Source organism: Longimicrobiales bacterium (assembly GCA_028823235.1).
In the GTDB taxonomy this organism is placed as follows: Bacteria; Gemmatimonadota; Gemmatimonadetes; order Longimicrobiales; family Gaopeijiaceae; genus UBA2589.
The window spans coordinates 43,737-58,544 of record JAPKBW010000005.1; the positions used below are offsets into that span (position 1 = coordinate 43,737).

Here is a 14,808-nt window from a genome sequence, read left to right on the forward strand (position 1 = left end):
GGACGCTACCCCGCGGTCGCGTCCGGCGAGCTCTGGATCGCTGCAACGGTGAAGCCAGCCGCGACTGACAATACAGCGCTGTAGAAGCCCCGGCCCAGGAGCATCGGCGCCGCCTTGATGGGCTCATCCATGGTGATGATATCGGGAAACGCCTCGGCGAGACCGTAGTTCCCCCCGTTACAGAGAACACCCCAGAAGACCGTGCCGGCCATGACTGCTCCGATCGTCTTACCCATCCTGTTCTCTCCAACTGCGGAGCCCTTGGGTCCGCGGACGGCTTCTGCAGCCAAGCCTCCTCCGTCGTTGAACGCCTTCAGAGCCCGACCAAGTTCGCGGTCATGCGGCACCTGAAGGTCCTCCCGGAAACCGGCCGGGTCGTCGCTATCCGAGCCAGGATTTCCGTTCCGGACTAGCTGCTGAGTTTGACGCGCTGAGCATGCATGGAATACCGTGGCTCTCCACTGATACAGCGGGACAAGCCCGCGGAGAGGATCATGGACACGTCGGGAAAAACGACCCGCGCTGTCGGACCCTTGGGCGATTCGCGTTGCCTGGGGCTCTGTCTGGGCATCGCCCTTAGCTCGGCCTGCTCAGATTATCGAGAACCCGTCGACTTGATTCTGACCGGCGGCTACGTGGCGGTCGTAGACGACTCGTTCTATGTGGCGGAGACGGTTGTCATCCGCGATGGCCGGGTGCTCGCAGTTGGTGGGAACGAACTCACCAACACGTACGTAGCCGAACGCACGGTAGAGCTGCTCGGACGGCTCGTTGTCCCCGGCTTCAACGACTCCCATACCCACATTCGAGGCAGCGCACCTAGACATATCGACCTCGGTGGTGTCGAGTCCATTGCAGCCATCCAGTCGCTGATCAGGGCAAAAGCCACCGAACTCGGTGAGGGAGAGTGGATCACTGGCTATGGATGGAGCGAGGATGAATTGGTTGAGGACCGGCGACCTCTGCGAGGGGACCTCGATGCGGCGGCACCCGCAAACCCGGTCATCCTCACCCGGGCTGGTGGTCACAGCGGCGTCGCGAATTCTCTCGCCCTGTCTCTCGCGGATATCGACGACAGCACGCCTCAGCCTGAAGGCGGAGTCATCGAGCTCGGCGACGACGGACGACTCAACGGTGTCATTCGAGAGCGGCATGGACTGGTCAGCCGCCACGTACCCGATGCGACGCCCGAGGAGATTCGTGCGAGCCAGATCGAGATGCTGAGGAACCAACTTGAGCTCGGGATCACGAGTTTCATTCAGGCCGGAGAAACGCCCAAGGGATACGCGCGGTGGAAAAGCATCTACGACGAGGTCGGAGAAGGACTCCCGCGTGCTACCGTTCAGATTCGATGGAGCAGTGCTGCCCGCCTCGCAGAGTTCGGTCAGATCACCGGAGACGGCAACGATCGCCTTCGCGTAGGCGCTATCAAAGTGCTCGTCGACGGTGGATTCACGGGACCCGCAGCATACACCCTTGAGCCCTACAAAGGAGAGTCGGAATACCGCGGTCTGCTCAATGTGCCGGAGAGCGAGTTACGGGCGTTGATCAGCGAAGCGCATGCCCTCGGCTGGCAGCTTGGATTCCATGCAATCGGAGATGCGGCGATTGAGCTCACCGTCGATGCCCTTACCGACGCACTCGACGAGAACCCTCGCACAGACCATCGGCACTACCTGAATCACTTCACCGTGCCGCCACCCGTTGAGACCCTGGACCTCATGGCTCAGTACAACATTGCCATCGCCCAGCAACCGAACTTCACCTACACGCTGGAGGGCCGGTACGTCGCGAACCTCGACGGCGACCGCCTGGCCCACAACAACCCGGTCCGCGGCCCCATGGACCATGGCATCTTCATGGCCTTGGGAAGTGACATTCTCCCGATCGATCCGCTTGTCGGCCTTTACGCGGCGGTGACACGAAAGGGAATGTCCGGCGAGGTGTTCGGTCCGGAGGAGGCGATCAGCATCGAGGATGCCATCCGAGGGTATACCGCGAACGGAGCCTGGCTGACCTTCGAGGAGGAATCCAAGGGCACTCTCGAGCCCGGGATGCTCGCCGATGTCGTCGTGCTTTCGGAGAATCTTCTCACCCTCGATCCGGAGAACATCATGGAGGTCGAAGTAGACATGACCATCGTAGGAGGTCGAGTCCTGTTCGAGAGGCCGGACGGCAACCAGTGACGACTTCTCGACTGCTTCTGCTCAGCGTGCTTATGACCGCGTGCGGCGGGGACCGAGAGCCTGAGCCGCTTCACTTTGCGCTTGTTCAGCCAGCGCTCTTCGAAGCAGGCGGTGCCCTGACTGACGCGTGGGCCGACATCGATCTGGACAACGACCCAGATCGTTTCGTCGGCTTCAACGACGCTCCGAGCCGACTCTACCGGAACGACATGATCGGCGGGTTTGCGGATATCGCACCCGAGATCGGACTCGCGATCGACCGCTCGATCCGCACATCGGCGTGGGGGGACTTTGATGCCGACGGGGATCCAGACCTGCTTCTCGGTTTTGCAGGAGACGCGCCGGTGACGGCCCTCTATCGCAACGACCGCGACGATGGATTCGTGAACGTGGCGTCCGAAGTGGGACTTGAGCTTGAAGAAGGCACGACGCGCCAGGCTTCCTGGATCGACTTCGATGAAGATGGAGACCTGGATCTGTTCCTTGGCATGCGTGATCGGGAGAACCATCTGTTCGAGAACAGAGGTGGCGACGGATTCCTGGATGTCGCCGAGGCAGTGGGCGTGGCGGACACTCGACGCACGGTGGGGGCGGTCTGGTTCGATACGGGTGGCGGACGACTCGACCTCATGGTCGCAAACATGAACGGCGACGCAAACGCTCTGTACTTCCAGACTGAGGATGGCTTTGTGGAGGCGCTTCATCTGTCCGGCCTGCGGGAAGGAGGGAGGGCCCTGGGCGACGAAGCTCAAGGGTCGGTTCGTCCCTGTGTCGTCGACTTCGACGGGGACGGCGAGCTCGATCTCTTCTTTGCGAACTATGGCCCGAACGGGCTTCTCGTCCTCCAGACCGATGGGACCTGGCTGAACGTGGCTCCCCGCTTCGGCCTCGCGATCGACTCTCGGTACGACACCTGTGCCTGGGGCGATTTCGACAACGACGGCTCGATCGACCTTTATGTGAACGGCACGGTAGGCGTGGAGCACTATCGGGACTGGCTCATGCGCAGGAACGACGGAGAAGCGTTCGTCGACGTCACTCCCCCGGAGATCCTAAACCTGAACGCGAGTCACGGGGCGACCTGGGTAGACTACGACCTCGATGGTGATCTCGACCTCGCACTCGCCGGAGCGGCCGAAGATGGAATGCATCACTTGGTCCAGAATTTGCTGCGGCCCGAATACTCCTGGCACTCGCTCAAGGTGCGGATTCTCGACGGTGATGGGCACGCGACCCGCGCCGGATCAGAGGTTCGGCTCTATGCGGCCGGGTCCGATCGCGTGCTAGGCACGCGTATCATGGACACCGGCTCGGGCTATGACTCGCAGTCCGATCTTCCGGTTCATTTCGGCGTTCCGGGCGGCCAGCCTGTCGATGTCGAGATCACGATTCTCGTTGCCGGACAACGGCGCTCGATTCGACTCGAGGGCATCGATCCACGTGACTTCAGAGGCGTTCCACTTTCCATCAAGATCGGTCCGAACGGTGTGATCAGCCCGTAGGCGATCACGACGCAGGGTAATCGACTTCCCGCGGCACTAGGCCTAAAAGGATCCCGTGACGCTCATGTGCCTCAGCCTAGCGGCACCGGAGTTCTCTCCCGTGTTCATGAAGAGAGCGGCCAGTCGACCCAAGGGAGTCGGAGGACCTGGCTCCGCGGTACCTACCCAACCGTGTCGGGCGAGTGAGAGCGCCCTGGGTGCGCTCGAGTCCTGGGGGAGGCCACCGCAGACCAGAACTCACGGCATCCGCAGAGGAGCCCGACAGACCTTTCGATACCTAGTCGTTCACTTCCATCCCCACTCCAGATCTCCACCTCTGTAGTCGGCTCTACCAGCTGTCGGTACGCCCCTGTGCCGTATAGAACAGTACCCGTTCCTTGACCGGCTCCCCTGTGAGTCGCGTCCACGCCTCCGCGTACAAGTCCACCTGTCGCCGGTACGACTCCGTCCGTGACGCAAAGTCAGGGTCAGTACCGACATCTGTCTTGTAGTCCGCGATCACCCAGCCACCGCGCTCGCGGAACGCGAGGTCAACGACCCCCTCCAGCACCACCACATGGTCGCCCTCGGCCGGCAACTCATCTGCCCTGGCCTCTTCGGCCAGCAGCTCTTCGCCGTCCTCGAGCCCCCCCTCGGTTGAGCGGCCCTGCTCGTGTGTGGATTCAGTCGGCGCCGCGAACATGTCCAACTGACGCCTACCCAGGCCTCCTCCACCGGCTGTCCCAGGCACGTGTCGCATCACCTGAGACGGCCGATCGACAGAGATGCCCGGTACGGCAAAGGCAACCTCGACCAGCTTGCGATCCGCCGATTCCGAACGGGCCCACAGCTTCGAAGCACGGACCGTCTGCACGAGGTCCAACAACTCCTTAAGCTCGATTGGCTCGCCGTGGTCGTCGAGCGGCCTTTGATGCTCCACTAGCAAATCTCGACACGCGGCGCGCAGTGCAGGGTCACCGGGGTCCGTTGCGGTAACAGCTAAGGCTCCGTGCACTGCAGACCCCCATGCGAATCCCCTGTAGTCACGAGAACGCGGGGCGCCGCTGGCCTCCGGAGTGTCCCCTTTCGAGGAAGCCGTGCCACCCGATTTCGCCAGATGGGTAACCGTGGTGTGCTCGTGCGTCGGAGTTCGTCTGGATTCCAACCGTTGCGTCGCCGCGGAAACCGCTTGTTCGACCGCGGTCGGATCCAGTTGGACTTCCTCTCGCTCCGGGGGAGGCTTCGGGGTCAGCTCCAGCCGCACGGCGTTGTCCAGAAGCCAGGGGTCCAGAGCGGCCCACACCGACCTGCCCTTCCCGTCCGGCCACTGTCCGATCACCAGCTCTTCTCGGGCGCGTGTGACCGCGACATACAGGAGACGAACCTCTTCCGCTCGCTCGAACGCAGCCTCGGTCGCTTCGAAACCAGACCAGCCCAACGGACGCGCCAAGTCGCGCGACCTAAACGCACCGCCCGACTCCGATACGCGGAGAAATCCTTCAGCAACGCCCGCCACGGACCGAGCCATGTGCTCATCGGGCGGGAAGATCCTTCGCTCGGTCGGATTCGCGAGAATCACGACCGTCCCCTCGAGCCCCTTGGCCTGGTGAAGATTCATGAGCCGTACTGCATCAAGCCGCCCCGGCTCGAGAGGGGCTTCGGCCTCCTTCAGTTCGAGCGCAGCGCGAAGGGCCGAGAGAGCTCCGGGCAGGGATGTATCTCCTGCGAACGCCGCCGCTCGGACAGCGTCCAGCGCATATAGAAGAGCGCCCGCACGCAGAGAGCCTAGCTCACCGGCCGCAGCGAAAGGCAACAGACCCAGCTCGCTCACCAGCCTGCCGACGAAGACGTCGGCTGGATCGGACACTGATGCACGCCACCAGGCATGAAGCGTTTTCAAGGCCTCGACCACCTCCGGATATCCCTTTTCCCCAGGCCTCATAACGTCAAAATTCCCATCATCGAGTCGATGGGCCACAAGCTTTTCGTAGTCGAGGCCAAAGAAGAGACCAACGAGTGCCGACACGACCTTCACTGGGTTGGTCGGGTCGATCATGCACTCGAGCAGTACTGCCAGCTCGTGAATCTCAGCTTCGACGCCGATTCCTGCCCCCGTGACCTGCACCGGCAGATCGCGCGCCTCGAGCTCACGGGCATACACATCCAGATTCCCTCGCTGCCGCGTGAGAATCAGGAAGTCCGCAGGCCGACGTTCACCGGCCTCAACCCTGTCCCGAATCCAACTCGCGATCCGCCGCGCGTCGTCCGTCGCCGCAGAGAACTTGTTTTTCTGCTCCGGATCGATGGCATATGTGAAGACGCCCTCGCACGGAACAGGCCCGTCGGGTGGGCGTGTGTCGAGTCGTTCGAAGGCTGCCTGAACCTCGGTCGCTTTCGTTGGGAAAAAGTCGGCGCCCCGAAACAGGCCATTTACCAAGTCGCCGATCGGCGGGCGGGAGCGAAAGTTCGTCGACAAGGTCAGGACTTCGCCGAAGTCCTCGAACCGATCCCGAACGAATCCGTAGAGCTGAATGTCGGCGCGCCTGAAGCGATAGATACTCTGTTTTGGATCTCCGACCACGAACAACGCACCCGGGCGGGGACGCTGGATACGCCAGTCTGCCGCCTCATCGCTGCCCCCCCCTTCTTCAGCGCTCCCTTCGGAACCCGCATCCGGGTCCGCCGAGAGCAACATCATGATCTCGGCCTGAAGCGGGTCCGTGTCCTGAAACTCATCAACGAGGAGCCTGCGATATCGTCCCCCCAGCTGAGTCCTGACCCGAGAATTCTCTCGCAGCAACCGAGCAGCGAGCACGAGGAGGTCCTGGAAATCGAGTTTTCCTATTCGGAGTCTGTGATCTGCAAAAGCGTCAGCTGCTGACTCGCATAGACGAAGCGCCAGCGCATACCGATGCGCGTACCACCGATCTACCAGTCGCCGGGCCGGCGTATCCCCGACGGCAAAGGCGTTCACATCTTCAGCCAGCGATCGAGTGAGCTCCTTCTCGCGCCAACGATTGAAGGTCGTCTTGTGCGGCGGCGGCGACTTGCAGAGAACGGCCAGTGCCTCGAGCAGGTCGGCCGGCTGCTTCCATGCCGTGATCTCACGCTCGAAGTGGAGTCGCCGAAGCTTCTTCTGCAGCGAATCCCATCCCTTCGCGGGGGGCATGTCGTCCATCAACTCCCAAGCGCGACTCACGAGGTCGTCGAGTTTCTCGCGAACAGGTCCGATGTCGCCGCTGACGGGCACGGTAACGGACTCGGCTGGGAAGTCGACATCCGGGTTCTCGACCAAGGTGTGGAACAGCCGATCCAGGCGGGCTGGGCGCAGACCCGCCGCTGACAATTCCTCTAGGATCGGATCACTGTCCCTCGCCAGACGCTCGAGGTAGGACTCCCAGAAGATCCGCCGAAGCACGGCTCGCTCCTCGACCGGCAGCTCCTCGAATCCGGGATCCAGTCCCACGTCGAGCGGGTGCTCTCTCAGCAGGCGTCCACAAAACGAGTGGATCGTGCCAATGAATGCCCGGTCGATCTCGTCGAGGGCCTGACCCAGCCGATCCGTCTCGAGTTCGTCAGCGTCAGGGTCGGCACGGGCTTCCCGCAATCTGGCCTCGAGGACCGCCTGGAAGCGTTCGCGTAGTTCAGCTGCGGCCTTCCGCGTGAATGTGACCGCAGCGATCTCCTCGACGGTCGCCGTGCCCGTGCGGATGAGCGCGACGAGTCGCCCAACGAGCGCAGTCGTCTTTCCCGACCCCGCACCCGCCTCGACGAGGAGGTTGGTATCGAGGTCAGAAGCGATGCGTTCGCGAGCGCCGTCGTCAGGAAGCGGCATTCGGATCACGGCAGATTCGGTCACGCCGCCAATCTGCGTTGGAGAGTTCGTTGAGGGAAGGTGTTCCACCACCGAAAACACCAGTCCCGGAAGCGAACAGTCCACGGTATCCACACAAACGTCATCAAATTGAATACATGCCCCTAAACGGCTTGGTGACAGCTTTTTACGGCCTTTCACTAACCGTGGCATGCGGCGTACTCTTACAGAAAAGAACGACGGGCCCGTCGCGCAGCGAGTCGACGGGATGTGCCGACGAGGTTGAGATCATGACGTGTGGACCCCGACCATCACCGGCCGCTCCACGCGCACGAGCACCCATTCTTCTAAATCCTTGTTCACGGGACTTTCCGAGAAGACTACGAGCAAGGGACGAGGCCGTGCGCCTCCACTTCCCTCATTTTCTAGCCCGATTTTCTATCCCGAGCATGAGTTACCCAAAGAAGCCTTTGTCGCTGACTGGCTCCGACAGATGCATGCCGAGCGCATGTCCTATGGCGCTGGATACACGGAAATCATGACGGGACGCCTCAATCTCTTCATGATGCGGCTCAATACCTCGTTTCTCACCCAAGAGCTGGAGATCGAGGCCAAAGAGATCGTCCTCGAGATGCGTGCCTACGTTGCCTCCTCCGAGCACCTCCGCTCAGAGGCGGCCGCCCCACCGTGGCTTGAGAGCCTTCACGAAATCCTTCACGAGAATTGTTGTGATCCGATTCACGTCTCTGATCAGGCGAACGAAGCGGGCGGGCGACCAGCTAGCCGACCCAGTAATCCTCTTTCTTGTTCAGATCGTATTTCATGATCCGGCCATGAGGCCCGTTGCGATCACGTTCGAGTTCGAAGACGTCGCCGAGGGGACCCGGCGCGGCGTCCACGAGCAAGCGGAGTCGCTCATGATCTTCGGCCGCGAGCTCACACGACAAAGCGGCGGCGTTTCGAGCCATCTGCCCGAACCGCGTCGCCCCGGTGATGACTGCCGCCACCATGGGCTGATCCAGAACAAACCGGACCGCCACCGCCGATGCCTCGACCCCATGTGACGTTCCGATAGCCTCCAGCTCGGCGAGCAGCGCTTGGTAGGCCGCCCACCCCCCGAACTCGTCGATGATGAGACGGTACTTCGTCAGAGATCGATTCTCGTGCTCATTGGGCGCCGAAGACGCCGTCCAGCGATCTGTGAGAAACCCTCCGGCGAGTGTCCCGAAACAGATCAGTCGTGTCTGGCCGTTTCGGCACCAGTCCGCGAGCCCGTGCTCGGGGCGCCGATCGAGCGCTGAATACTGGACCTGATTCGAAACGACCGAGACCCCCGCGTCGACGATGCGTTGAATACGAGGTGCGTCGAGGTTCGTCACTCCGATATGTCGAATCTTACCAGCCGTCTGCAAGTCGGCGAGCCATAGCGCGGCATCCTCCATGCCGGGCACGTCGTCCCGCCACCAGTAGTACTGGACGAGATCGAGGCACTCGACTCCAAGTCGAGTCAGAGACCGGTGGATGATCCCTTCCACGTACGCCCGGTCCACGCTCTCGAGGTCGGCATAGTCCGGAACGAACTTCGTGTGAATCTGAATCGGCGCGGCGATCGCCGTCGAATTCCAGCGCGTGAGAAACCGACCGCACAGCTCCTCAACTCCGGTATAGATGTCGGCACAATCGAAGGTGGTCATACCAGCTTCGGCAGACTCGATCAGAACTTCGACAGCGTCATCGAGTGCCGGCCCGGACATGCGGTGCCCTGCAGAGAATTGCCATCCCCCGTGGATCAGTCGGGAGATCGAATAACCTGGAGCGAGTTCAAATCGATCGCTCACGACGGGTCGAGCGGCACGAGCGTGATATCGGAGTGCCGAAACGTGGTCGTACCCGTGCGCGTGATCCTGAAGCGGGCCCCGCAGAGTGGATCCGGACAGGCAATTTCCATATCGGTGGTCATCCAGTCGTTCGGAGCGGTCTCTCGTTGCTTCGCGGGCAGGACCGGCAGAATCGCAGCGAGCGGATAGAGCGGGAACGTCTGTCCGGCTGGGAAGCTAAGGTTCTCCCCGGAAAGCTCGAAGTAGTCGCCCTCAGCGTGATTGCACACCATCGGGGCATTACTGCGTACGACCTCGACCCGCAGATCGTACAACTGGAACTCGTCTGAATGTGCCACGCGTGGCCTTCCGTTTTCGATGGGGGCGCCTGAGCCGTCTCGACGGATCCAGTTGAGGGAGTCCGTGCGATCAATGAAGGACGAACGTAGGATTGCACCGACTTCAGATCGACCCCTGCACTTCTTTTTCCTAACATCCAAAGGCACCGTCCTGAGCGTCACTTCCAATTCCAACGACCGATCGCCCTTGGCCTTTCATGGAGACTGGATCGGTGCTCTCGTGCCCTTCGTGGTCTTTCTCAGCGGGGTGTCGTGGCTCGGCCTTTCCGGCGCGCCCGACGAGACCGGCTTTGGACCGGTTCTGCTGACTGCGATCGGGGCGGGGCTTCTTCTCTCTCGGGACCGCGCGCGCTACGCGGAGGCCATCGTCGATGGTATGAGCAATCGCATCGTCATGCTGCTCATCCTTGCTTGGCTCCTCGCAGGTGTACTCGGTGCGCTGCTTCAGGCGAGCGGCCTCATCCAGTCGCTGGTGTGGGCGGCTGAGGTGTCAGGCGTCCAGGGCGGCGGATATGTCGTCGGGGTATTCCTGATATGCGCCGTGTTCTCGACGGCGACGGGAACGAGCCTCGGAACCATTCTCGTCTGTGCCCCCCTGCTCTATCCGGCCGCAGGAGCGCTGGGCGGCGACCCCGCTTATACCATCGGCGCAATCCTGGCGGGCGCCACCTTCGGAGACAATGTGTCACCGATCTCCGACACAACGATCGCCTCGGCAACGACTCAGGATGCAGACCTCGGCGGGGTGGTGCGTTCTCGGATGCAATACGCGCTTCCGGCCGCAGCAGTGGCGATCGGGGTCTTTGCCCTGTTCGGAAGGGCGACGGCAGGCACGCCTCTGATCGTGGCGGCCGGAACTCCTGATTCCCTGGGACTGATCATGCTCACCGTCCCCGCGTTCGTGCTCACACTACTCCTGCAGCGGCGCCATCTCATCGTCGGCCTCTTCTCAGGAATCGCTGCCGCGGTAGTGCTCGGCTTCGCCTTGGGCCGTTTTGGCGTTAGCGACCTGCTCTCGATTGATGGCGACAATTTCATCGCGTCCGGCATCCTTCTCGACGGAATGCGCCGAGCCTTCGGAGTGTCGATCTTCACACTGCTTCTCATGGGCCTCGTCGGCGGACTGGAAGCTTCAGGGTTGCTCGACCGACTGATCGAGTGGCTCCGCGGACGAGCCAAGGCGACCAGGGCCGCGGAATGGTGGATCTTCGGATCGATCTCGACCGCAACGATCCTCACAACACACTCGGCCGTCGCGATTCTCGCGGTAGGCCCCGTCGCCAAGAGCGTTGGGTCATCAGCCGGGGTCGGCGCCTATCGCCGGGCCAACATCCTGGACGTGGCTGTGTGCACATACCCCTTCCTGCTTCCGTTCTTCATTCCCACGATTCTCGCCGCGTCGATGACCGCCGGAGTGGAGGGTATGCCGCGTGTCTCCCCATGGGACGCCGGCCTCCACAATATCCACTCGTGGGGCCTGCTCGTCGTCCTGGTCTTGTCGATTGCGTTCCGGCGATCAGGCACAGTGGACACGAGCTGACTCGGACGACCGAATGGTTCTACGCACAGGGCTACAGGATCACCGAGAGTGGTGACTCACCCCACCCGGATCGTGCCGTCTTCCTCGACGCTCGCGGACGCCCCATCGGCCAGTTGTCCGAGGACCTCGGCCGACACTTCCACGATGGGCACGGGGGCATAGCCTAGCTCGATCCCGACCACGACGCCGAGAGCCAGGATAGCGTCGGCCTTCCCCATGAGAATGGCCGATGGAGCACGTCGCTCCCGAAGCAGCTCGAGCATGATCGCACTCGACGAACTCGACCCCACCGCGGATGGAATCACGAGTACCGTGTCAGTTATCGACGCTTCAAACTGAGGGTGACGGGGATCCACGATCCGACCGGCCACCGGATCTACCCCACCCCAGAAACTGATCGGATGGGTGAGGTACAGGAGCGGCCCGCTCGCAGAACCTGGAATCAGAGGTCGACCGGTGACTACCACGCCCATACCTCCTGATTCCGGACTATGTCACCTGATACAGCCGAATCGACGCAATCCTCCAGGCTGCCGTACACCACCTCATACCCAGTATTCGATGGGCCGTAGTGCGCAAACTTCCCGGAGTTCGTCATGAGAACGCCGTCTTTCGCCGGCAGGATCGGCGTTACCACGACACACGTGTCTGCCACGATCTCGACACCAGCTTCTACAAGGCGACTCGTCCATCCGAGGTCGTCGACTTCAGCCAGCGTATCTCGCGCCGTACACACATAGAACGGCACGGAGAGTGTCTTGCCTTCGAGCAGGCGATGGAGGTCGGAAAACTCGTCGACGGAAAAGTGGGGACTCCCCACAGCAACGGCATCAATCCTCTCCGCACGCTCCGCGGTACTGAGCCGCTGAAGCGCGTCCCTCATCGCATCCGCACGGAGCTTGATGGTCCTCGGCAGCTCCACGACCGGCTGGCTCATCCATCCCGGGGGGCCACCCGCCGGCGCACCTTCGCCCACATCGCTCACAAACCCCAGCGCCGCGCCCAGTGTGGGGGCCTCCGGCGTGACTCCAATGACGTGAAATAGCGCGACCGCGCCGGTAGACGCCGCGGCGGCGCCGAGAGCCTTGAGCTGATCGCGGGTCGTCGTGACGGGGAGTCCCTCGATCGCCGCGATCTCCTGCCCCACCTCCAGCCCCAACCATGTGCCGAGTACTGGATAGAACACATCTCGGTGCTTCAGCGCCTCAGGCACTTCGGATGTATCGATCACCACAGTGGCGATCCGGTTCTTCGGAAGGTGTAGCCCGTATAGAGGGGCTCGGCCGGTTATCGCACAGCACGCGTCGAGGAAGTCGCCATAGCGTTCAGTACGCGCACCCAGGACCGAATTCACGAAAGCGATTGCGTTCGATTCACCCCACGCCACCTGCTCACCGAGCCCCGGTTCGTGTCCCACCTGATAGGGAGCACATGTGAAGGTCGGGGCCGCCCCCATGGCCACATAGGCTTCCATCTGACGTCGGGCCATATCGGTCTTGTGAGCATCCGCCTTCACAAGACCTGGGTGGAGAAGATCGAGCGCGCCCACATTCAGGGTGGTCGGTACGGCCATCTGCCCGCCTCCATTCATCAACGACTCGGCAAACTCCACACCCCCATCTCCGTGGTGGAGGCAGCCGTCGATGTGTGCGGACGAGATCTCCACCAACGACTCGGCGCCAAGGAGTTCGCCCGAAGCAACGACGATGCGCATGGCCATCGCAGCGGCTTCGCTTTTTGTGCCCGCGAGGAGGTCTTTGTCGCTGAGGGAGAGATTCATGCGGAGAGGCTACCGAACCAGAGACTAGATGGCGAGAGGCGTCGAGGTGCGCTGACGCCCGATAGCTCGCACTCCCGGGCTCGCTTCAGAGAGGGTAGGATGGACACTCACTCTGTCCGCTGGATTCCTGACTCTCACGAGACCATGCCGAAGCTATTCACCATCGACGAACGAGTACGTTGGTCCTCGGTCGACAAGGCCGGAATCATCTTCTATGGCGCGTATGTCCGCTTCTTCGAACTCGCAGAGATGGAGATGTTCAGGGCCGCGGGCGTGCCGTACAGCGAAGTGTTCGACCGCTGGAACATGTGGCTGCCTCGCGTCCACCTGGAGTCGGACTTCCACTACCCGACACGGCTCGACGATAAACTGCGGGTCGCCGCCTACTTCACGCGATTCGGCACCAGCTCGCTTCAGATCAACTTCGACATTTTGCACCTCGGTGCAGGAGAGCTCGCCGTCACTGGACACGAGGTCCTCGTTTGCACGACGCAGGACACGCTCGAGTCCCGCCCCCTCCCCACCGAGCTCATCGACATCCTCCGGCCCTACCAGCTCACGCCGGAGGAGGCACGCGCACAGCTTGGGGTTGGCGACTAACCCGTGAGACCACGCACGACCTGTGCAACGGCGAGACCCAGATAGTTTCCACCCGCATAGCCGAGTAGCCCGACCGCCACACCCGGAAGCAACCGGTCCGTGTATCCTCGCGCCGTGGCCAAGGCCATTGCCGATGCCGGCCCGCCGACGCACGCCTGTGATGCGACGGCGAGGGTCGGTAGATCGAGTCCGACGAGTCGGCCGACTCCAAAAATGACGACGCCGTGCAAGCCAACCGTGATCGCCGCAAAGTATACGATGGGCGGTCCGATCACGACGATGTTTGCGAGCACGGACATCGCCCCGTTGCCCGCGAGGAAGATCAGGACGATGTAGTTGCCGATCACACCCGCCCCGTGGAGGGCCCGCACTTTCGGAATCTGAGCGAGGCCCAGGGCGATCGTCGTGAGGAAGAGAACGGACGGCATGGGAGCAAGTGTGCTTCCCAACCACGCCGACGCCCAAAGGGTACCCAGTACCACCATCACCATGAAGGCGAGATCCTGAAGCTTGATCGCACCCACGCTCGAGTACAGCATCTCGTGAAGGCCAGGGCCCTCTTCCTCGTCTGCTGTACTAGCCGTGCCTTCTTCCCCGCCACTCGCTCCTACCGGGTCGATCGAGTCCGTCGCCGCTCCGCTCCCATCCACGGCGCCCTTCCTTCCCAATCCATCCGCCACGAACAGCACCGGCACGGCCAGGCATGTCGCCATCCAGATCGCGGTCATCGTGACGTCTGCCGCGATCCCGGCCGCGAACAGGTCGCCACTCGTGTCCAGAGCCGACCCGACCGCAGCGAAATTTACTCCTCCCCCCGTGTACGTCGCCGTATACTGTCCAGCGAGCTTCCACGCCTCGGGGCCGATGGCGTCGGCGAGAATCACCGCAGCGATCGAACTTCCAATCGCAGAGCCGATTCCCCCGAGTGTGAAGGCCGCAAGCATTCTAGGACCTGCCTTCACGACCGAGCGCACATCGACAGTCAGAAGGATGAGGATGATGCCCGCATTCACGGCCGGCCCGCCGAGAAACTCGTAGGCCGGGGACTCACCGGGGATGATACCCGTGTTGGACAGCAACATCCCGAACAGGATGCCGAGAAGGGCGGAACCGAGGGCTCCGAAAATCTTGGTCTTCGCCTCGAGAAAAAGTGCGGCAGCTACGCACGTCGCAAGAAGGAAGAAGACAGCAGTCGGGTTGGTGATCATCGCGCGAAGGTATCACGGGCAGA

12 protein-coding genes are annotated in these 14,808 nt (G+C 62.2%); 5 read left to right on the forward strand and 7 right to left on the reverse strand.

The genetic code is table 11. The annotated features are described in order from the left end of the window. Positions 1-5 precede the first annotated feature (5 nt). Positions 6-347 carry a hypothetical protein gene (locus OSA81_04005; protein ID MDE0898158.1) on the reverse strand — a complete coding sequence of 114 codons (342 nt, stop codon included), beginning with the start codon at positions 345-347 and terminating at the stop codon, positions 6-8. A gap of 267 nt (positions 348-614) precedes the next feature. Here OSA81_04005 and OSA81_04010 point away from each other — a divergent pair, with 267 nt between their 5' ends. Together OSA81_04010 and OSA81_04015 are read left to right on the forward strand one after the other, a co-directional pair. Then, on the forward strand, positions 615-2,186 hold the full coding sequence (locus OSA81_04010; GenBank protein ID MDE0898159.1) for an amidohydrolase: 1,572 nt from the start codon (positions 615-617) through the stop codon (positions 2,184-2,186). After that, positions 2,183-3,688, forward strand: a complete 1,506-nt coding sequence (locus tag OSA81_04015) for a CRTAC1 family protein (protein ID MDE0898160.1) — start codon at positions 2,183-2,185, stop codon at positions 3,686-3,688. The genes OSA81_04010 and OSA81_04015 overlap by 4 nt, the downstream gene beginning before the upstream one ends. A 328-nt stretch (positions 3,689-4,016) precedes the next feature. Here OSA81_04015 and OSA81_04020 read toward each other — a convergent pair whose 3' ends face one another. Continuing rightward, the gene (locus OSA81_04020) at positions 4,017-7,526 is read right to left on the reverse strand and encodes a UvrD-helicase domain-containing protein (protein MDE0898161.1); all 3,510 of its coding nucleotides are present in this window, start codon (positions 7,524-7,526) and stop codon (positions 4,017-4,019) included. Positions 7,527-7,776: 250 nt separating this feature from the next. Here OSA81_04020 and OSA81_04025 point away from each other — a divergent pair, with 250 nt between their 5' ends. Continuing rightward, on the forward strand, positions 7,777-8,307 hold the full coding sequence (locus OSA81_04025; GenBank protein MDE0898162.1) for a hypothetical protein: 531 nt from the start codon (positions 7,777-7,779) through the stop codon (positions 8,305-8,307). On the opposite strand, the gene OSA81_04030 is transcribed toward OSA81_04025, so the two are convergent. Both OSA81_04030 and OSA81_04035 read right to left on the reverse strand, forming a co-directional pair. After that, complete coding sequence (locus OSA81_04030; protein ID MDE0898163.1) at positions 8,261-9,319, reverse strand: aldo/keto reductase; 1,059 nt, start codon at positions 9,317-9,319, stop codon at positions 8,261-8,263. The two genes, OSA81_04025 and OSA81_04030, sit on opposite strands and share 47 nt — an antisense overlap. Further along, on the reverse strand, positions 9,316-9,657 hold the full coding sequence (locus OSA81_04035; GenBank protein ID MDE0898164.1) for a TIGR04076 family protein: 342 nt from the start codon (positions 9,655-9,657) through the stop codon (positions 9,316-9,318). Before OSA81_04035 ends, OSA81_04030 begins: the two co-directional genes overlap by 4 nt. Before the next feature lie 187 nt (positions 9,658-9,844). On the opposite strand from OSA81_04035, the gene OSA81_04040 reads away from it, so the two are divergent. Further along, positions 9,845-11,197, forward strand: coding sequence for a hypothetical protein (locus OSA81_04040; GenBank protein ID MDE0898165.1), 1,353 nt, complete (start codon positions 9,845-9,847; stop codon positions 11,195-11,197). A gap of 56 nt (positions 11,198-11,253) precedes the next feature. Here OSA81_04040 and OSA81_04045 read toward each other — a convergent pair whose 3' ends face one another. Together OSA81_04045 and OSA81_04050 are read right to left on the reverse strand one after the other, a co-directional pair. After that, on the reverse strand, positions 11,254-11,670 hold the full coding sequence (locus OSA81_04045; protein MDE0898166.1) for a DUF126 domain-containing protein: 417 nt from the start codon (positions 11,668-11,670) through the stop codon (positions 11,254-11,256). Further along, positions 11,658-12,977, reverse strand: coding sequence for an aconitase X catalytic domain-containing protein (locus tag OSA81_04050; GenBank protein ID MDE0898167.1), 1,320 nt, complete (start codon positions 12,975-12,977; stop codon positions 11,658-11,660). The genes OSA81_04045 and OSA81_04050 overlap by 13 nt, the downstream gene beginning before the upstream one ends. Positions 12,978-13,076: 99 nt before the next feature. Between OSA81_04050 and OSA81_04055 the strand changes: the two genes are divergently transcribed. Next, the gene (locus OSA81_04055) at positions 13,077-13,577 is read left to right on the forward strand and encodes a thioesterase family protein (protein ID MDE0898168.1); all 501 of its coding nucleotides are present in this window, start codon (positions 13,077-13,079) and stop codon (positions 13,575-13,577) included. On the opposite strand, the gene OSA81_04060 is transcribed toward OSA81_04055, so the two are convergent. Next, positions 13,574-14,785: a DUF819 family protein gene (locus OSA81_04060; GenBank protein ID MDE0898169.1), complete on the reverse strand. Its 1,212-nt coding sequence runs from the start codon at positions 14,783-14,785 to the stop codon at positions 13,574-13,576. The genes OSA81_04055 and OSA81_04060 overlap by 4 nt on opposite strands. Positions 14,786-14,808: the final 23 nt, after the last annotated feature.

Excerpts from the sequence above, each read along its gene's own strand:
- OSA81_04055 (MDE0898168.1), top strand. The coding sequence starts at position 13,077 with ATGGACACTCACTCTGTCCGCTGGATTCCTGACTCTCACGAGACCATG.
- OSA81_04050 (MDE0898167.1), bottom strand. The coding sequence starts at position 12,977 with ATGAATCTCTCCCTCAGCGACAAAGACCTCCTCGCGGGCACAAAAAGC.
- OSA81_04060 (MDE0898169.1), bottom strand. The coding sequence starts at position 14,785 with ATGATCACCAACCCGACTGCTGTCTTCTTCCTTCTTGCGACGTGCGTA.
- OSA81_04045 (MDE0898166.1), bottom strand. The coding sequence starts at position 11,670 with ATGGGCGTGGTAGTCACCGGTCGACCTCTGATTCCAGGTTCTGCGAGC.